We start from the raw sequence: 18,504 nt of genomic DNA on the forward strand, positions 1-18,504 counted from the left end.
GCCGGTCAAGCCGTCGAATGACGAATAGGGATGGAGCTCATATGCTCGCATTCACTGCGGCGTCACCCCCGCGTAGGCGGGGGTCCAGTCATGGGTCCGCTTACGCGGTTTCAAACGCTGCTGCTTCGTGCCAAAACCGTCTGGATGCCCGCCTGCGCGGGCATGACATGTTAAGCGCGGGCATGACGGTGGTGGCGGTGTTATGACTTAAACCCGCAAGCTCTCCCACGGGCCTCTGATCGCTACGGTGCGGCCGGGGTCTTTTTGTATGTTGGCGAACAGGGTTTTGCCGTCGGGCGAGAAGCAAGCACCGGCCCATTCTGAAATATCGGTCGCGGCGATGTGGTATAGCTTGCCCTCTGGCGTCAGGCCGACTAGGCGCTGGCTGGTGAGGTCACAGTCTTCACAGATGATCAGGTCGCCCCATGGGCTGATGACGATATTGTCGGGCTTTTCAAGCGCACCGGGTGTGGTGGCTTCGAACACCAGCATCACCTGCCCGCCCGCGTCCGCGCTGTCACCGGGGATATATTTGAACACCTGGCCAATGCCTGCGGCCCCGCCCTGTGTGCAGGTGAAATAAAGGCCGTCTGGCGCCGTGACAATGCCTTCCCCGCGCACAAAAATGGCCGCGCCCTTGCTTTGGGCTTCACGGCGCAGGGTGTTGTCTTCGGGGTCAGGCTCGTCGATCGTCACCCAGTCACACGCGTAAGGCTGGCCGGGCTGCATGGGTTCATCGGTGGTGTGCAGGCGACCATCGGTGAATTTGAGCGCCTGCAGGGTGCCGCCTTCGGCCAAGCGCCCGCCCACACGCGGGATATAGCGGTAAAAACAGCCGTTCATGTCATCTTCGGTTTCATACACGGTGCCGTTGCCGTCAACCGCGATGGCTTCATGGTTGAAGCGGCCCATGGCCTTGATGGGCTCAATTTTTTTCAAGGGGTCCAGCGGGTTGACCTCAAAGGCGTAGCCGTGGCGCTTGCCCATTTCCCAGCCGCTGCCGCCCGCTTCCTCACAGCTTACCCACGTGCCCCATGGCGTGATGCCGCCCGCGCAGTTGCGGATAGTGCCCGTGAGGCTTAGGTGGTGTTTGATGACATTCAGCGCGTCATCCAGCCAGATGGTGGTGGTGCCGCCCGATGACGCCGGGTCATAGGCCATATCAGGCACCGGCGACGGCGGGTCCTTGGGGAAGAAAAGCGGCGTTTCATGGTTGCGCACAAGGATGGTCTCCCCATTCGGGCCTTTAAATGCGCCCATGCCGTCATGATAGCCGGGCACCTCAAGGCCGCCTGACATCACCTCCCCCGCTTGTGAGATGATTTTATAGCTGAAGCCTTTGGGCAGGTCGCAAATGCCGTTCGGGTCCGGCGTCAGGCCCGGCCCCAGGGTTTGCCGTGGCCCGCCACAGGCGCCGAGGCTCAGCAGTGTGGCAGCAAGGGTGCCCGACATGGCCAGCGCACCAGTTGCCCCGGCCGCGCCTGCGACCGCGCCCAAAAACCCACGCCTGTTGAGTGTGTTTGTCATGTCTGTCCCCACCAAAAAAAAAAGACCATGGCATGGTGCCCCGGCCTCGCTGGTTCGTCAAGAATTGCCGGGTCAAGCTGCCGAACGACGATTGTGGTGGCGGTTCCATGCTCACGGCAGGGGCTTTCGCTCAGTTGCCACCCGCGCAAAGGCGCGGGGATGACAGGGTATGGGTAAAAGGCGTCACAAAAGGCACAAAAAAACCGCCTGAATGAGAGGCGGTTTTGTGTTTTATGGCCAAGTGCGTGCCGCAGCGGCAACCCGTATCAGGTTGGAGACCCGGCCTGCGACGGGTTTGGCTCAAGAATGACCACTATGTCATCCCCAGTCGGTGGTGCCTCAGGCGGGCTTTGCGTCTGTGTCGTCGTGCCGCTGTCGCCGTCGCCGCCGCCTTGCTGAGTATTGCTGGCAAGGATAGCAGCAATGCTGTCCGAGCTACCCGAGTTTAAACCGTTCATGTCTATGTTTGACTGAGCGTCGCTCAGAATGCCGGTCACCCGCGACCTGACGGTCGGCGAGGCAGCGGCAACACTATCCACATTTGCAACCGAGTTGGAGTTCGACATCACATTCAACGCAGCTGTCGGGTCCAGATTGTAAACGCCAGGTTCAGAAACCACCTGCGCAGCCGTTACCGCCACTTCCCCCGCCCCTGCAGGCGATGCCGAAATGACAGACGGATTCGACGAAATGTTCGAAGCAGAAACCGCAACGGACAGCGCGGCATCTGCCGCGACAGTCTTGACATCAGGTGAATTGACCACATCAAGTGCCGCAGAAACGGCACTTAAAGCACCAGCAGGGTTGCTGTCCGCCATGCCGGTCGCCGCGCTGGCGACACTTTGCGCAAGGCTTGCCATCCTGGTCGGATCGCCACCGGATAGAACTCGAATAGCCTGCTTTATACTCTCGGGATTCCCGCTCATCATCGCGGCGCGCAGCGCGGGAGGGAGAGTGTTCATCGAAGAGCCGCTAGACTGCATGGCCTGAGCGGCCTGTTGGCCCGTTGGTGCAACAATGGCCACAGCCGAGACCGCCATCATACCCAAGACCATGAAATGTCTGATTTTCACCGAAACCCCCTACAAAAAAATTTCATTAACGATATCTGGAGATGCCTTTTCCCACAAGTAAGAATTGCCAAACCACGACAAAAAGCCGGGACAGGGTGCCCCGGCCTTGGTAGTTCATTCCGTGCACGCCGGTTTAGGCGACGTCGAAACGGTCCGCGTTCATGACTTTCACCCACGCCTTCACAAAATCTGTGGTGAACTTTTCCGCGCCGTCGTCTTGTGCGTAAAGCTCGGCAAAGGCGCGCAGGATGGCGTTTGAGCCGATGACAAGGTCGATGCGCGTGGCTGTCCACTTCACAGCGCCTGTTGCGCGTTCCACCACGTCATAGAGGTTTTCACCCTTGGGTTTCCACGTGTAGGCCATGTCGGTCACGTTGACAAAAAAGTCGTTCGTCAGCGCGCCCTCCCGGTCTGTGAAGACACCGTGTTTGGTGCCGCCGTGGTTGGTGCCCATGGCCCGCATGCCCGCGATCAGCACGGTCATTTCATGCGCCGTGAGGCCCATCAGTTGCGTGCGGTCCAGCAGCAGTTCCTCCGGGCTGACGTTATAGTCTTGCTTCAGCCAGTTGCGGTAACCGTCGTGGATCGGCTCCAGCACATCGAAGGAGGCCGCGTCGGTCATCTCATCGGTGGCGTCGCCCCGGCCCGGCGTGAACGGCACGCTCACATCGCGCCCGGCCGCCTTGGCCGCACGCTCAATACCCACGCTGCCGCCCAGTACGATGACATCAGCCACGCTGGCGCCGGTTTCCGCCGCGATGGCCTCATAGACCTTCAGTGCCTTGGCCAGCCGTTCTGGCTCGTTGCCTGCCCAGTCCTTCTGCGGGGCAAGGCGGATGCGGGCGCCATTGGCGCCGCCGCGCATGTCTGAGGCCCTATAGGTGCGGGCGCTGTCCCACGCGGTGCTCACAAGCTCGGCCACGCTCAGGTCACTGGCGGCGATTTTGTCCTTCACCGCATCCACGTCATAACCGGTGGGGCCAGCGGGGATCGGGTCCTGCCAAATAAGGTCTTCCTGCGGTACGTCCGGCCCGACATAGCGCACACGTGGCCCCATATCGCGGTGTGTCAGCTTGAACCACGCGCGGGCGAATGTTTCGCGGAAATAATCCGGGTCGGCGCGGAACCGCTCTGATATCTTGCGGTAGGCCGGGTCTTTGATCATCGCCATGTCGGCGTCTGTCATGATCGGGTTATAGCGGATGGACGGGTCCTCGACATCAACCGGTTTGTCTTCTTCCTTGATGTCGACCGGTTCCCACTGCCATGCGCCAGCCGGGCTTTTTTTCAGCTCCCACTCGTGGCCGAACAGCATGTCGAAATAACCGCCGTCAAACTTGGTGGGGTGGGTTGTCCACGCGCCCTCAATGCCGCTTGTGACCGTGTTGCGCCCGATGCCGCGGCCCTTTTTGTTGATCCAGCCAAGGCCCTGATCTTCAAGTTCCGCGCCCTCTGGGTCTGGCCCAAGGTCGCCCGCGTCGCCGTTGCCGTGGCATTTACCCACGGTGTGACCACCGGCCGTCAGCGCCACAGTTTCCTCGTCATCCATTGCCATGCGGGCAAAGGTTTCGCGCACGTCATGGGCGGTGCGCAGTGGGTCCGGGTTGCCGCCCACGCCTTCGGGGTTCACGTATATGAGGCCCATCTGCACAGCAGCCAGCGGGTTCTCAAGGCTCGTGCGGTCGTCGCCGTCTTCGTCATAGCGCGTGGCGCCCAGCCATTCGTCTTCAGAGCCCCAGTAAGTGTCTGTCTCAGGGTGCCAGATATCCTCGCGGCCAAAGGCGAAGCCGTAAGTTTTAAGCCCCATGCTCTCATAAGCGATGGTACCTGCAAGCACGATAAGGTCGGCCCAGCTGATTTTGTTGCCGTATTTTTTCTTGATCGGCCACAACAGGCGGCGGGCCTTGTCGAGATTGACGTTATCGGGCCAGGAGTTGAGCGGCGCAAAGCGCTGGTTGCCGGTACCCGCGCCGCCGCGCCCATCCGCCATGCGGTATGAACCCGCCGCGTGCCACGACATGCGGATCATCAGACCGCCATAATGGCCCCAGTCCGCCGGCCACCAGTCCTGACTGTCGGTCATCAGCGCGTGCAGGTCAGCCTTCAGGGCGTCCACATCAAGCTTCTTGAGTTCTTCACGGTAATTAAAATCTGCCGACATCGGGTTTGTCTTGATGTCATGCTGGTGCAGGATGTCGAAATTAAGCGCATTCGGCCACCAGCTCATGTTCGATTTACCGCTCGAAGTATGGCCACCGTGCATAACCGGGCACTTGCCGCCGGTGGTTTTGATCTTTTCATCCATAATAGGCTCCAATCTGGTTCTGGGACCGCCAGCGGGGATGCTAGGGGGCTGACAGTCGTGACATGGGAACAACATTACTACGGTGCGGGTGCGGCGCTAAATTTGTTTATTGCATGACAGTCAGTGGAAGGATTGATCACTGCGCGCGCCGGGCCGGTATATTTGAAAATTGTACGTATATAATGCCATGTCACCGGGCCGCGTGCCATGACCAAAGTCAAGCTGCGCGAGAAATACTGCGCGCAAAACAGGAAAAGTCCAAAAGCGAAAAGACCGGAGCATGGTGCCCCGGCCTTTCCAATCTCGTCAAGCGTGTATGTGTAAAGCCTACTCCGCTGCTTCAACCTCGTCGGCGGGCAGGTAGAGGTCGGCGCCGCGTTTGGCGAACTCTTCCGACATCTTCTTCATACCGGTTTCTTGCTCTTCCTTGGCGGCAGCGAAATCGCGCACTTCCTGGGTGATTTTCATCGAACAGAACTTCGGCCCGCACATGGAGCAGAAGTGCGCCACTTTGTGCGCTTCCTTTGGAAGCGTCTGGTCGTGATACTGCCGCGCGGTTTCGGGGTCGAGCGACAGGTTGAACTGGTCTTCCCAGCGGAATTCAAACCGCGCGCGGGAAACCGCGTCATCCCTCAGTTGGCTAGCCGGATGGCCCTTGGCCAAATCCGCTGCGTGGGCCGCAAGCTTGTAGGTGATCACACCCACTTTCACGTCATCCCGGTCCGGCAGGCCAAGGTGTTCCTTGGGTGTGACGTAACACAGCATCGCGGTGCCGTACCAGCCGATCTGCGCCGCGCCGATCGCGGACGTGATATGGTCATAGCCTGGTGCAATATCGGTTGTAAGCGGCCCGAGGGTATAAAACGGCGCTTCATGGCAGTGCTTGAGCTGCTCTTCCATGTTTTCCTTGATCTTGTGCATGGCCACATGGCCGGGGCCCTCGATCATCACCTGCACGTCATGCTTCCATGCGATTTTGGTCAACTCGCCGAGGGTGCGCAGCTCCGCAAACTGGGCTTCGTCGTTGGCGTCGGCGATGGAACCGGGGCGGAGACCATCACCAAGGCTAAAGGCCACATCATACTGCTTCATGATCTCGCAAATCTCTTCGAAGTGCGTATAGAGGAAGCTTTCCTTGTGGTGCGCGAGGCACCATTTCGCCATGATCGAACCACCGCGCGAGACAATGCCAGTGACGCGCTTGGCGGTCAGGTGAATGAACGGCAGGCGCACACCGGCGTGAATGGTGAAATAGTCAACACCCTGCTCGCACTGCTCAATCAGCGTATCGCGGTAAATCTCCCACGTCAGGTCTTCGGCGACGCCGTCCACCTTCTCCAGCGCCTGATAAATCGGCACCGTGCCAATGGGCACCGGCGAGTTGCGCATGATCCACTCGCGGGTGTTGTGAATGTTGCGGCCTGTCGAGAGGTCCATCACCGTATCCGCGCCCCAGCGTGTAGCCCAGATCATTTTGTCCACCTCTTCCGCGATGGAGGAGCTGACCGCCGAGTTACCGATATTGGCGTTGATCTTCACGAGGAAATTGCGGCCGATGATCATCGGCTCGGTTTCCGGGTGGTTGATATTGTTGGGGATAATGGCGCGGCCTGCGGCGATCTCGTCGCGCACAAACTCGGCCGTGATATAATCGGGGATATTGGCGCCCATCGGGTCACCGTCCCGCTTCAGCTTTTCCTTCATCACCTTGCGGCCAAGGTTTTCACGCACCGCGACATATTCCATCTCAGGCGTGATCAGGCCTTTGCGTGCATAGTGCATCTGGCTGACATTCATGCCTGCTTTGGCACGCAAGGGACGCCTGTGCACAGGGAATTCAGGCGCCAGATAGTCGCCTTCCACCTTGCCGTTATCCTCAGGCTTGATCTCGCGGCCCTCGTATTCTTCCACGTCGCCGCGGCCTTCGATCCACGTCCGGCGCAGCGGCTTGAGGCCTTCGTAGATGTCGATCTCCGCCGTGGGGTCCGAGTATGGGCCGGATGTGTCATACACCCGCACCGGCACTTCGTTGGCGCTGGGGTGCAGGTGGATTTCGCGCATTGGCACGCGGATGGTCGGGTCCAGTTCCGACCTTACATAAATCTTCTTCGAACCCGGCAGTTCGCCGGTAGTGACATTAAAATTCTGGTTCGCTGTATCAGGCATATGATTGCTCCGTCCCTTGCGCTGGTGTTAGCCAGATCAGGTTCTAAGGGTCTCTGCGCCGGGCGCAGACTCTCAGCCCCACATGCAGAAATGCACGCAGCGGGCTCCCCTCGGAACGCGGTTGATAGTGCGCCCTTATGTACGCTTCCCCATCCTCGCTCGCAAGGGTTTTCGGGGAAAAGTTAACGTTATCGGCACTTGCGTTCCGGGGTTACAGTTCCTTGATGAACTGGTATTCGGTGGTATTTGAACTGTCGTGCAAATCGCGGGTTTCCGCCTGTTTGATATAACCTTCGCGCTCATAAAAGCGGTGGGCGCGGGTGAAGCGGGTGTCGGACCATAATTCCATAGATTTGGCTCCACGCGTACGCGCGCGGCCCTCGGCGTGTTGCAAAAGCTTGAGCCCCATGCCGGACCCGCGCAGGTCCGCGCTCAGGTAAATGCGCTTGAGCTGGAAGCGCGAGCCTGCAAGCGGGCAGTAGGACACGCAGGCGAGCAATTTACCGCCCCCCTCGACCACAAAAGCCTCACCTTCCACGCTAGCCATATAGCTGGCATAGGCGTGCAGGTCGCTGTCGAGACCGTCAGGTTCAATATGAACACCGTCATATTCGGCGAAAATCCCACCAATGAGGGTGATAAGCCCCTCTGCGTCATCGTCCCGAACGGGCCTGAGCGTTGTGTCTGTCACCGGTATATGTCCCTTGCTTCACCAAGATTCCCTCCAGATACATGAGTACCTGCCCATAGTAAACCGGTGATGGCGTCGCCATATGTATACAGCGGCAAGTTGATGCCGCCCTTCAGAAAGGACATAAAATGTCCCAAGCTCCACACCCATCCACGACGACCATCGCTGATGCACCAACAACCGCAGAAGCCGAAACAATGGCAAAATACGGCATCGTGCATTCAACGGTAAATTACTACCAGCTTGGCGATTTTCGCTATACCTCGCTCAAGGATGCGGTTGCACAAGCCAAACGCACCAACTGATCCCGCCGCCAGAATTTAACCCGTAAAAATTCAGGCACCTAAACCTTTTGCCGCCCCCTGCGCCCGAGCTGTTCATCACGTCCGTTGGCGCAGGGGATATTTGCGTGCGCCCTGCTATTTTTCATAAATAAAAAAATAATATTAATTTATTTCACAAAATAAATATTGCACTTTTATTTTAAAATTCTGGCAACTATTGAAATAATTATAAAAATAACCATATAAATAGACGATACTATTACTTAATTTTTAAAGGACCGGAAAAATGACTTACAAAGACCTTTTCAAGAAAAAAACAGATGCCACACAGAAGCCTCCTGTTGTCAAAGCAGCCGTAGTCGACGCCAAAGCCAAAGAAGCACCGGCCAAAAGCACCACTGCCGCGCCCAAGTAAATCGCACTGCAAGTAAACCGCACTGGGAGGGAACTTTCCCTCCCGCTGCCGGTCTGGACAAAGAAAATGACGAGCCGCTCCATAGAACGCACAGTAACCTTCAAAAACGACTTCAAAGTGCGGGGGTATAAAAGACCCCTGCCCGCCGGTGTCTACCAAACAGAAACCGAGGAAGTCTTGCTGGAAGGTTCTATCACGCCAGCCTATCGGCGCTATCAAACCACGCTGCGCCTACAGCCTGAGCGTCCGGGCATTGAGGAATATCTGACCCTGAGCCCCGGCGAGTTTGACGCTGCAATCCTGCGGGATCACGCGCTAGCGAAGGCTGAAGAGGACAAAGCAACAGAAGCTCGCACGCTCCGCCTTGAGAGGGAAGCCCAAAAAACGGCCGACCTGCTCGCCGTTGAGAGCGGCGAAGAAGAAGGCATGCTATGGATGGCCGAAGAGCCAGACCGACCGCCGCCTTTCGGCTTCGAGGAATTTACCTCCAGCGGCTATAAAGACCCCGACTGACTATATTCGCCTGCGCGTATCTAATGCCCACCCGGCATGGAACCACAGGCCATTAAGGACAAAAAATGACTTTCCCTTCGCACCTGCGCAACGGTGTGATGGTCACGCTGACCATTCTTTTGTTGCTGCTCTACGCCAGCGCCGCCGCCGTAGCGGGCCCGCCGCCTGAAAACGGCCACACCGATGCATATGGCCGCGGCTGGAGCTGCGATGATGGATTCCAGCGTTCGTCAGACGCATGTGTCGCCGTCATTACCCCCGTCAATGCCTACCTCACCGGCATGACATATGGACAAGGCTGGGCCTGCCGGCACGGCTACCTTGAAAATGGCAAGAATTGCGAGGCCATCAAACTGCCCGCAAATGCCTATATTTCCGAAAACAATTATGGCGCGGGCTGGAAGTGTGAGCGCGGTTATTCTTCTACCGGAGATATGTGCACACCGATCAACATTCCCGCCAATGGCTACCTGACAGACGCGAGCTACGGCGCGGAGTGGGCTTGCGAGCGCGGTTTTCGCGCCACCGACAATAGCTGTGAGGCCATACCGGTGCCCGCAAATGCCTATTTGTCACCCTCCACCTATGACCGGGGCTGGGAATGTGAACGCGGCTACCGCGCAGTACGCGACACCTGTGCCCTTATCAAGGTGCCAAAAGACGGTTATCTGACCGACCAAAGCTTTGGCACCGGCTGGAAGTGTAACCGGGGTTATCGCGCCACCGACACAGATTGCCTTGAGATCAAAATCCCGCGTCACTCCCATCTGGTTGACAATATTTACGACAAAGGCTGGGAATGCGACCGGGGATACATGGAAGCGGGCCAGACCTGTGTGACCGTCGAAATGCCGAAAAATGCCCACCTTAATTATCGTGGCAACGATTGGACTTGCGAAAAGCCCTACCGACGCCAACAGAACCAATGTGAGCTACCCGGATAAAACCGCCAGCACGGCAAAGGCAAGATGATGACACAGACCCGACAAAACAAGACCCTTGAAACCCCGGCACGCGTCACCCCGGAACGGCAACCAACCAACAAAAGGCCGGGCACTGACAGCACACTGCGGCCGGGGTGGGATGTTCCCAAATCGCGGGATTGCCTGATGTGTCATACGCCTTTTGACAGCACTTGGTCGGGCGAACGCCTGTGTAAGCCTTGCAAGCAAAAACAGACCTGGCGCAACGGCATGGCGGCAACCCCCAGCAGCTACCAGCAAGGCCGCGGCGGTGCAAAAGGCCGAAGCTGACCAGCGCCCCAAAAACTTCCCTTGATATAAAAAGGCAGCCGGGCATTTTGCCCCGCGGCCTTTCCAATAATGTCCAGTGCCTTTGTGTGGCCCTGCCCCCGCGATTAACGGGAGTAGAATTCCACCACGAGGTTCGGTTCCATGATAACCGGGTACGGCACTTCGTCGAGCGAAGGGATACGTACGTAGGTTGCTTTGAAACCGTCTACGGAAATGTATTCAGGCAGTTCACGCTCTGGGCTTTGGCCTGCTTCGATCACCATCGGTACTGCGCGGGATTTTTCGCGGACTTCCACGACATCACCAGCTTTCAGCAGACGGGATGGAATGTTACAGCGCTTGCCGTTCACGAGCACGTGGCCGTGGTTTACAAACTGACGCGCGGAAAACACAGTCGGTACGAACTTCGCACGGTATACAACCGCGTCAAGACGACACTCAAGAATACCGATCAGGTTTTCACCGGTATCGCCGCGACGACGCACAGCTTCGTCATAATAGCGACGGAACTGTTTTTCGGTGATGTTGCCGTAGTAACCCTTGAGCTTCTGTTTGGCACGAAGCTGGATACCGAAGTCAGACAGCTTGCTTTTGCGGCGCTGACCGTGTTGACCCGGACCATATTCACGGTTGTTCACTGGGGACTTTGCACGGCCCCAGATGTTTTCGCCCATACGGCGGTCAATTTTATATTTCGCTTGGATACGCTTGGACATGCGAATCGCTCCTTTCAAATAAGCGCCACGGGCGGCGTGCTGTCCGAAAACAATGGCACTATATTGCCCGTGCGGCCCAGGGTCACTATTGCCCCGGCCATTCATTAACGGGCGGGTGGTATAGGGTTGCGGCTGCATTGTCAATCAAAATGCGCCACTTCCGGCACTTTATCCACCCAGCCGGAAGTGTTGCCCTAGCCCTTGTTCCATGGCAGACGGGCAATCAGCATACCCATAGCGCATGTATCGGTAACACCGGCAAACACCAGTCCCGCTCCCACAAAGCCCGACAGCGCGTAAAACAGCGGGTTCACCAACCAGCCCAGCATGACACCAATGAACACCAGCGAACCAGCCGCGATGCGCACCTGACGTTCGAGCGACATGACGGTAGCGCCCTCGCTTCGGTTCACGTCCATGCCGCAGGCCACACAGGCATCTGTGCCGCCTTCAACCACCACAACATCACGTTTGGTAGCTGGTGCGAGCGCTTCGGCGGCCTTCTGTGCACGCCCACCAGCCTTGCACAGCACATATATAGGCTCTCCGCCTGTACCGGTAGCGTCCAGGATTTCGCCCGGTACCAGATCCTGCAACGGGAAGTGTTTGGCACCCTTGACGTGGCAGGCCTGATATTCCGCCCCAGTGCGCACGTCGATGACATGCAGATCACCCTTCTCGTCGCGCAAGCGCTGGAAGTCGGCCGCTGGGATCTTTTTGATATTTGTCATGATACTTCTCCCTTCACGCATATTTGCTAATAAGTTTGCCAAGCTCGTCGGCGCTGGCGTCGGTTCCGGTTCGGATATGCTCCTCCACCATGCAGGCAAGCATGGTGTGCTGAGCCTTATCCAGCGCCTTACGGGCTGCGCTCATCTGCTGCGCGACCTTTTCACAATCCGGCGCATCAGCCGCCATCATCTTGCTGATGCCGCGAAGCTGCCCTTCAATGCGCGCAAGGCGATTAATCATCGCTGTTTTGTCTTTTTCACCAATCATGGAACCATCCTTAAATACTATACCCCCTATAGTATATGACTTAAGTCAAAAAATACAAGGGACGAGCAAGACATCGCCCCTTGTCAAGGACTCAGGTAAACGCGGTATCTAGCCCCTGAAGCGCCGGATCAGGCTTGAGGTGTCGTTTCGGTTGCCGCCCATTTTTTGCACGTCGCAGTAAAATTGGTCAACAAGGGCGGTGACGGGCAACGACACCCCCATATTGTTCGCTTCCGAGAGCACAATACCAAGGTCCTTGCGCATCCAGTCTACCGCAAAGCCGAAGTCGAACTTGCCGTCGATCATCGTCTCGGCCCGGTTTTCCATCTGCCAGCTTTGCGCGGCTCCCTTGGAGATCACATCCACAACCGCTTTGGCGTCAAGCCCGGATTCCATGGCAAAATGCAGCGCTTCCGAAAGCCCCTGCACCACCCCTGCGATACAGATCTGGTTGACCATTTTGGTAAGCTGTCCCGCGCCTGCCGCGCCCAAAAGCTTTACCGACTTGGCGTAAGCCTGCATCACCGGCTCAGCGCGCTCAAACGCGGCCTGGTCGCCGCCGCACATCACAGTAAGCTGACCATTGACCGCCCCGGCTTCGCCGCCCGAGACCGGCGCATCGATGAACGACAGCCCTGCATCGCTGGCGGCGGCCGCCATGGCGCGGGCACAGTCTGCGGACGCTGTTGTATGGTCGACAAAAATCGCGCCTGTTTTCATGGCGGCAAAGGCACCGCCCTCCCCCACACATACATCAGCCACATCCTTGTCGGCGCCGACGCAAGCAAACACAATATCGGCATCCGCCGCTGCACCCGCTGGCGTTGGCGCGGCAAACAGCTCTCCCGCCGCGTCATCGGCGTATGTTTCAAGCCATTTTTCAGCCTTGTCGGCTGTGCGATTATAAACCGTGACATTATGGCCCATACGGGCAAGATGCCCCGCCATGGGAAAGCCCATTACGCCAAGGCCGATGAATGCTACGTTTGCCATCTTTTGCTTCCTTCCTGCCCACCTGCTGCGCACTGTCTGCGCTTTACCGGACTTGACGGTCCAGTATGTTAGGTGCTTGATACGGTTCGCTAACTTCGTAAGCGCCAGATGGCGCGATGTCCAGTCCGCACTATCGGGGAAAAATAAAAACTATGCGCGCACTCAAATTCTGGTCACTTGTCGTCGGGTCCCTTGTAGTCCTTACAGCCCTTCTGGGCACCGCATGGCTCAGGAGCAGCCTGCCGCAGACGGACGGCACGCTTGAACTGAAAGGCCTCTCAGCGCCCATCACCATCGCGCGCCATGCTCACGGCATCCCCCATATCGGCGCGACCAGCGACAATGACCTTTATTTCGGCATGGGGTATGTGCACGCGCAGGACCGCTTGTGGCAGATGGAGATGAACCGCCGTATCGGCCATGGCCGCGTGTCGGAAGTATTGGGCGAAGCGGGCCTCGGTTTTGACAAATATTTCCGCACTCTGGGTTTCACCGAGGCCGCAGAAAGCGCGCTTGAAAAGCTCGACGATGAGACAAGGGCATCACTGCAAGCCTACGCCGCCGGTGTTAATGCCTTTATCGACAGCCACAAAGGCGCATGGCCCCCAGAATTTATCCTCACCGGCACCACGCCGACCCACTGGCAACCGGTGGACACACTTGTGTGGCAGAAAATGATGTGGCTGGACCTTTCCGGCAACATGCGTACCGAGCTTGCCCGCGCGCGACTGCTCGCGAAGCTCAGTCACGCCCATGTGCACAGCATCTACCCAAGCTACCCCGGCGACGTTGAGACCCCGCTGCCTGACCTTGGCGCGCTTTATGGCGAAACCGACATCGCAAGCGCCATCGCGCTGGTCGGCGACGAAATGCCTGAAGGCTACGGCTCGAACAACTGGGTCGTGGACGGCCGCCGCACCAAAAGCGGCAAGCCATTGCTTGCCAATGACCCCCACCTTGGACTGACCACACCATCTATCTGGTATCTGGTGCGGCTTAACAATACCGCAACGGGCGAAAACCTTGTTGGTGTCAGCTTCCCCGGCACACCGTCGATCATTCTTGGTCGTAACGATAAAATCGCCTGGGGCTTCACCAACACCTACCCCGACATTCAGGATCTCTATCTTGAAAAGGTGCTGGAAGGCGGCAAACAATATCTGACCCCCACCGGCCCGGCTGATTTCATTGCCCGCACCGAGATCATCAAGGTAAAGGATAGCGACGATGTTGTCCTTGAGGTCAAGGAAACCCGCCACGGCCCTGTTGTCACCGGCGTGGTGGGCGACAGCGCAGACTTTTTGCGCGAAGGCTATGTTCTGGCGCTCCGGTGGACCGCACTTAATGCCGAGGACAGCGCACCTACCGGACTTGCCAAGCTCGGCAAGGCACAGAATTTTGAGGCCTTCATGGTCGCGGGCCGCCACTATTTCGGCCCCGAACAGAATATGATCTATGCCGACACCGACGGCAACATCGGCTATCACGCGCCAGCCCTTGTGCCGGTCCGCAAGCCTGATAATGAGATTATGGGTCGCCTGCCTTCCCCCGGCTGGCTGGCGAAATACGACTGGGACGGTTACATCCCCTACGAGCAACTGCCCACGCGCTATAACCCCGAGGGCGGTATTATCGCCACAGCGAATGAAAAGATCGTGGACAGTGACTATCCACACTTTATCACCCGCGACTGGGCGCTGCCTTACCGCGGCAACCGTATCCGGGCCGAGCTTGAAAGCGTACCCCATCATGACCGTAGCAGCTTCAAGGCCCTGCACCATGACATCACCTCCGATATGGCGCGCGATATGATCACAGTGCTTAAGCCTCACCTCAGGGGCCTGAGCCCGGCGGCAGATGCTCTGCTGCTTTGGGACGGCACCATGGATAAGCGCCGCACAGAACCGCTTATCTTCCATGAGTTCATGCGCACCTACCAGCGCCGCATGATGGCGGATGAGCTTGGTGAACTGGCGGGTGATTTTACTGCCATTCGCTCCCGCCTTCTCCGTGACAGTCTTTATTATGACCTGCAGGAAGCCGCGCGCCCGGATCTGAGCGTGGAATATTACCACCTTGACCTGATGCCCGAAGCGGAAGCCACCCTGTGGTGCGACGATGTAACAACCGAGAGCACCGAGACCTGCGGGGAACTTGCCAAAGCCGCCTTTACCGAAGCGATGGAGACGCTGGCCACGCGCAATGAAGGGGATTGGGAAACCTGGCAGTGGGGGCGTGAACACAGCTTGACGCAAAGTCACAGGCCCATGAGCCAAGTCCCTTTCATGGCAAAGTTTTTTGAAATCAAGACCCCTATCGCCGGAAGCCGCAACACCATCAACGTTGCGGGCGTCAGCGAGAGCAAAAGCAGCCTCAACGCCTCAAGCTTCGGACCAAGCTACCGTGGTATCTTTGATCTTTCGGACCTTGACGCGTCGCTCTACGTACTGCCGACAGGACAATCAGGCAATCCGATGTCTGGCACCTATGACGACCTGTTCCCGCTGTGGCGCAGCGGCGATTACATTACCATTCCCGCGCGTGGGCCGGTGACAGAAGGTGCAGAACACACCCTTGTCATTAACCCCGCTTCAACAGATTCACCTTAACATAAGGTTTTTAAGCGACTATCGTGGGCATCGTATGACCAGCACGGGAGAATAAGGTGGCGAAAAACGACGGCGACGACGTCCGCCCCATTATCAAAAAGGTGAAGAAGGTTTCAGGCGGTGGCCATCATGGCGGCGCCTGGAAGGTGGCTTATGCCGACTTCACCACTGCCATGATGGCCTTTTTCATGTTGCTGTGGCTGCTTAATGTCGCACCACCTGAGACACTGGCTGGCCTTGCTGACTATTTTTCACCGACGACGGCGGCCGTTTCGGGCCGCACGGGTGCAGATGCGGTGAATGCACCATCGGACGATTCTATCGGATCCAATCCTTCGCCTATTGTCGCCATCAGCGTGCCAGGCCCGCCGCAGACAGGGCCACAACAAGGCAATAAAACCGGCTCAAGTGAAGATGGCGCCTATGGTGACAAGTTAGCGGAACGCATCAAAGCTCAAGAAGATGAAGCATTCCAGCAGTTGCAGGAAAAATTGCGCCTCGCGATCCAGCAATCCCCTGAGTTGGCCAGGGTTTCAGACCAGCTCATTATGGAAGTGACCGAAGAGGGTATGAAAATTCAGCTGATCGACAAAGACCGCCGTGCGATGTTCAAATCAGGCACAGATGAGTTGTACGACTTTGCCAAAAAAATGCTGAATGAAATTGGTAAATCGATCCAGACCTTACCAAACCGGGTTACCATTCTTGGTCACACGGATGGCAGCGTTTATTTTGGCCCCACCGGCGAAACCAATTGGGAATTAAGCTCCGGTCGGGCAAATGCCGCCCGGCGAGAGCTCGATAGTTCCGGCGTGTCAACAGACCGCGTTTCTGAAGTCATCGGCAAGGCAGGTACCGACCCTCTCTATCCCGATCAGCCTAACCGAACGGAAAACCGCCGCATCACAATCCTCGTGCTGCGTGAAGCGCCTGTGGTGCCACCAAACCTGACAAACGACAACTGATAGCACCGTCGCTGACCGGCCAGCACAGCAAAATTGACTTGTCCTGCAGTGGTCGCCGCTGTAACAATTTTGGGTGTACCTGAGTTGACGGGGACTGTCAGAACGAGGCACAGCGTCAGCTCATCTCTCAGGCAAATGGATATCTCACATATATGGATCTTATTGAACCAACCATTCAGATGTGGCTGACCTTCGCAATTGTCCTTGGGGCAATCGTGGCATACGCTTATGATCGTATCCCGCTTGAGATCTCCTCTATCGCGACCGTGGCCCTGCTGCTGTTCCTGTTTGAAGTTGCTCCACTTGTGGGCCCGGACGGCGAGCGCATCGTCACGATGCGCGACCTGTTGCAGGGCTTTGCCGACCCCGCGCTTATCACGATCATGGCACTTCTGGTGGTTGGGCAGGGCCTTGTGCAGACCGGCGCGCTCAATGGTCCTGCGCGAACGCTTGTGCGTTGGGGGAAAAACTACCCCCGACTGGTTATTTTGGCCTGCCTCGTTACCGTGATGGTGATCTCGGCGGTACTCAACAACACCCCGGTCGTGGTAATTTTTATCCCAATCCTCGCCGCCCTTGCAGAACGACTGGGTAAAAAAGTCGCCATGGTGATGATGCCGCTAAGCTTTGCGGCCATCCTTGGTGGCAACATGACCAAGATCGGCTCCAGCACCAACCTTCTTGCCATTGGGGCCTATGAACAGGTGGGTGGGCCGCATATTGGCTTCTTTGAGTTCACTGTACCGGGCGCCGTTCTTGCACTTGTCGGTTTTGCCTATGTGGTTTTCATCGCCCCCAAGCTGCTGGTGGACCGCGCAGGCATCGCCAAACGCCTTGCCGGGGGCGGAGGTAAACAATTCCTGTTCCAGATGGAACTGACGCCAGACAACGGCCTTGTGGGGCAGACCGCCGTTGCAGGCATGTTCCCGGGCCTTAAGGACGTAACCGTTCGCATGATCGAACGGCGGCGGGCGAAATTGCTGCCGCCGTATGACGACATCACCCTGCAGGTTGGTGACGTCGTGCTGGTGGCTGCCACACGGTCGGTGATGACCGAACTGCTGAATGCCTCCCCTGACCTGGTCTCCAGCGCCGAGGGCGAAGATGTCGACGACAAGGCGGGGGAACGCCGCGTGATTGCCGAGGCTGTGATTGCACCTGCGTCCCGCATGGATGGCCGTACGCTCTCACAAACCGGCTTCCGGGCCGAGACCGGCGTCTCCGTGCTGGGGGTCCAGCGCCGCAGCCGTATGATCCGCGCTGCGCTTTCGCAGCTCAGGCTTGAAGCGGGTGACGTGCTTCTGGTGATGGGCAGTCGCTCTGCCGTGCTGGCGCTGAGGGATAACCGCGACGTACTGCTTATGGAATCATCAGCCAGCGACGTACCAATGCGTGAGTTTGCCTGGCGCGCGCTGGCCATTTTTGCCGGTGTGGTTGCGACAGCCGCGCTTGAGATCATGCCCATTGTCGTGGCGTCACTGATTGGCGCCACCCTCATGATGGTCAGTCGGTGCCTAAATGTGCGGCAGGCGGGACGTTCCATTGACCGGCGCGTTTTCACCATTGTGGGCGCAGCACTTGCCCTCGGCACCGCCATGCAGGCAACGGGCGGCGCCAGTTGGCTTGCCCACGCAGTGATCGAAAGTCTGCGCGGGGCGCCGGTGTGGATATTGCTCTCTGGCTTTTTCCTGTTGATCGCCTTCCTGACCAACGTGCTTTCGAACAATGCAACAGCCGTTTTGTTTACCCCTATCGCTGTATCTATAGCAGCCGAACTGGGCGTCGACCCCATGCCGTTCCTTCTCGCGGTAATATTTGGCGCAAACTGTAGTTTCGCGACGCCGATGAGCTATCAGACCAATTTGCTGGTCATGGCGCCAGGGCATTACCGGTTTATTGACTTTATGCGTGTGGGCACACCGCTTATATTTGTGGTCTGGATCACTTTCACCTTGTTCGTTCCATGGTATTATGGGCTGCTCTAGACTGGGAGAA

16 protein-coding genes and 1 riboswitch are annotated in these 18,504 nt (G+C 57.7%); of the genes, 7 read left to right on the forward strand and 9 right to left on the reverse strand.

Features of this window, described 5'->3' with window-relative positions; translation table 11 throughout:
- Positions 1-207: 207 nt before the first annotated feature.
- From ACN0VM_RS12485 to ACN0VM_RS12505, 5 genes are all read right to left on the reverse strand, one after another.
- The gene (locus ACN0VM_RS12485) at positions 208-1,527 is read right to left on the reverse strand and encodes an alkaline phosphatase PhoX (protein WP_417451219.1); all 1,320 of its coding nucleotides are present in this window, start codon (positions 1,525-1,527) and stop codon (positions 208-210) included.
- 266 nt (positions 1,528-1,793) lie between these two features.
- Complete coding sequence (locus tag ACN0VM_RS12490) at positions 1,794-2,600, reverse strand: hypothetical protein (RefSeq protein ID WP_417451220.1); 807 nt, start codon at positions 2,598-2,600, stop codon at positions 1,794-1,796.
- A 133-nt stretch (positions 2,601-2,733) separates the two neighbouring features.
- Positions 2,734-4,905, reverse strand: coding sequence for a catalase/peroxidase HPI (gene katG, locus ACN0VM_RS12495; protein ID WP_417451221.1), 2,172 nt, complete (start codon positions 4,903-4,905; stop codon positions 2,734-2,736).
- Between the two features lie 327 nt (positions 4,906-5,232).
- A complete protein-coding gene (gene thiC / locus ACN0VM_RS12500) occupies positions 5,233-7,071 on the reverse strand; it encodes a phosphomethylpyrimidine synthase ThiC (protein WP_417451222.1) in 1,839 nt (612 codons plus the stop codon).
- Positions 7,067-7,192: riboswitch (TPP riboswitch) on the reverse strand. Its footprint overlaps the gene before it by 5 nt.
- 90 nt (positions 7,193-7,282) lie before the next feature.
- Positions 7,283-7,762 carry a GNAT family N-acetyltransferase gene (locus ACN0VM_RS12505; protein WP_417451223.1) on the reverse strand — a complete coding sequence of 160 codons (480 nt, stop codon included), beginning with the start codon at positions 7,760-7,762 and terminating at the stop codon, positions 7,283-7,285.
- 128 nt (positions 7,763-7,890) lie between these two features.
- On the opposite strand from ACN0VM_RS12505, the gene ACN0VM_RS12510 reads away from it, so the two are divergent.
- The 4 genes from ACN0VM_RS12510 (at position 7,891) to ACN0VM_RS12525 (ending at position 9,918) form a co-directional block, all read left to right on the forward strand.
- Positions 7,891-8,067: a hypothetical protein gene (locus ACN0VM_RS12510; protein WP_417451224.1), complete on the forward strand. Its 177-nt coding sequence runs from the start codon at positions 7,891-7,893 to the stop codon at positions 8,065-8,067.
- A 265-nt stretch (positions 8,068-8,332) separates the two neighbouring features.
- A complete protein-coding gene (locus ACN0VM_RS12515) occupies positions 8,333-8,461 on the forward strand; it encodes a hypothetical protein (protein WP_262690441.1) in 129 nt (42 codons plus the stop codon).
- Positions 8,462-8,527: 66 nt separating this feature from the next.
- The gene (locus tag ACN0VM_RS12520) at positions 8,528-8,974 is read left to right on the forward strand and encodes a hypothetical protein (RefSeq protein WP_417451225.1); all 447 of its coding nucleotides are present in this window, start codon (positions 8,528-8,530) and stop codon (positions 8,972-8,974) included.
- A 65-nt stretch (positions 8,975-9,039) separates the two neighbouring features.
- A complete protein-coding gene (locus ACN0VM_RS12525) occupies positions 9,040-9,918 on the forward strand; it encodes a hypothetical protein (protein ID WP_417451226.1) in 879 nt (292 codons plus the stop codon).
- Between the two features lie 413 nt (positions 9,919-10,331).
- Here the strand turns inward: ACN0VM_RS12525 and rpsD are convergent, their stop codons facing one another.
- From rpsD to ACN0VM_RS12545, 4 genes are all read right to left on the reverse strand, one after another.
- On the reverse strand, positions 10,332-10,943 hold the full coding sequence (gene rpsD / locus ACN0VM_RS12530) for a 30S ribosomal protein S4 (protein WP_262690445.1): 612 nt from the start codon (positions 10,941-10,943) through the stop codon (positions 10,332-10,334).
- Positions 10,944-11,137: 194 nt separating this feature from the next.
- Positions 11,138-11,674, reverse strand: a complete 537-nt coding sequence (locus ACN0VM_RS12535) for a rhodanese-like domain-containing protein (protein WP_417451227.1) — start codon at positions 11,672-11,674, stop codon at positions 11,138-11,140.
- 13 nt (positions 11,675-11,687) lie between these two features.
- Positions 11,688-11,942, reverse strand: coding sequence for a metal-sensitive transcriptional regulator (locus ACN0VM_RS12540; protein WP_417451228.1), 255 nt, complete (start codon positions 11,940-11,942; stop codon positions 11,688-11,690).
- A gap of 108 nt (positions 11,943-12,050) precedes the next feature.
- A complete protein-coding gene (locus tag ACN0VM_RS12545) occupies positions 12,051-13,043 on the reverse strand; it encodes an NAD(P)-dependent oxidoreductase (protein WP_417451243.1) in 993 nt (330 codons plus the stop codon).
- Between the two features lie 44 nt (positions 13,044-13,087).
- Between ACN0VM_RS12545 and ACN0VM_RS12550 the strand changes: the two genes are divergently transcribed.
- The 3 genes from ACN0VM_RS12550 (at position 13,088) to ACN0VM_RS12560 (ending at position 18,494) form a co-directional block, all read left to right on the forward strand.
- Positions 13,088-15,544, forward strand: coding sequence for a penicillin acylase family protein (locus ACN0VM_RS12550; protein ID WP_417451229.1), 2,457 nt, complete (start codon positions 13,088-13,090; stop codon positions 15,542-15,544).
- A 56-nt stretch (positions 15,545-15,600) separates the two neighbouring features.
- Positions 15,601-16,509 carry a flagellar motor protein MotB gene (locus ACN0VM_RS12555; RefSeq protein WP_417451230.1) on the forward strand — a complete coding sequence of 303 codons (909 nt, stop codon included), beginning with the start codon at positions 15,601-15,603 and terminating at the stop codon, positions 16,507-16,509.
- A 152-nt stretch (positions 16,510-16,661) separates the two neighbouring features.
- The gene (locus tag ACN0VM_RS12560; RefSeq protein ID WP_417451231.1) at positions 16,662-18,494 is read left to right on the forward strand and encodes an SLC13 family permease; all 1,833 of its coding nucleotides are present in this window, start codon (positions 16,662-16,664) and stop codon (positions 18,492-18,494) included.
- Positions 18,495-18,504 lie beyond the last annotated feature (10 nt).

It is taken from the genome of Kordiimonas sp., assembly GCF_048260245.1.
Taxonomy (GTDB): domain Bacteria; phylum Pseudomonadota; class Alphaproteobacteria; order Sphingomonadales; family Kordiimonadaceae; genus Kordiimonas.

Coding starts and splice junctions, on each gene's coding strand:
- ACN0VM_RS12485 (WP_417451219.1), bottom strand. CDS start 1,527: ATGACAAACACACTCAACAGGCGTGGGTTTTTGGGCGCGGTCGCAGGC.
- ACN0VM_RS12550 (WP_417451229.1), top strand. CDS start 13,088: ATGCGCGCACTCAAATTCTGGTCACTTGTCGTCGGGTCCCTTGTAGTC.
- ACN0VM_RS12520 (WP_417451225.1), top strand. CDS start 8,528: ATGACGAGCCGCTCCATAGAACGCACAGTAACCTTCAAAAACGACTTC.
- rpsD (WP_262690445.1), bottom strand. CDS start 10,943: ATGTCCAAGCGTATCCAAGCGAAATATAAAATTGACCGCCGTATGGGC.
- ACN0VM_RS12560 (WP_417451231.1), top strand. CDS start 16,662: ATGGATCTTATTGAACCAACCATTCAGATGTGGCTGACCTTCGCAATT.
- ACN0VM_RS12525 (WP_417451226.1), top strand. CDS start 9,040: ATGACTTTCCCTTCGCACCTGCGCAACGGTGTGATGGTCACGCTGACC.
- ACN0VM_RS12535 (WP_417451227.1), bottom strand. CDS start 11,674: ATGACAAATATCAAAAAGATCCCAGCGGCCGACTTCCAGCGCTTGCGC.
- katG (WP_417451221.1), bottom strand. CDS start 4,905: ATGGATGAAAAGATCAAAACCACCGGCGGCAAGTGCCCGGTTATGCAC.
- ACN0VM_RS12510 (WP_417451224.1), top strand. CDS start 7,891: ATGTCCCAAGCTCCACACCCATCCACGACGACCATCGCTGATGCACCA.
- thiC (WP_417451222.1), bottom strand. CDS start 7,071: ATGCCTGATACAGCGAACCAGAATTTTAATGTCACTACCGGCGAACTG.
- ACN0VM_RS12515 (WP_262690441.1), top strand. CDS start 8,333: ATGACTTACAAAGACCTTTTCAAGAAAAAAACAGATGCCACACAGAAG.
- ACN0VM_RS12540 (WP_417451228.1), bottom strand. CDS start 11,942: ATGATTGGTGAAAAAGACAAAACAGCGATGATTAATCGCCTTGCGCGC.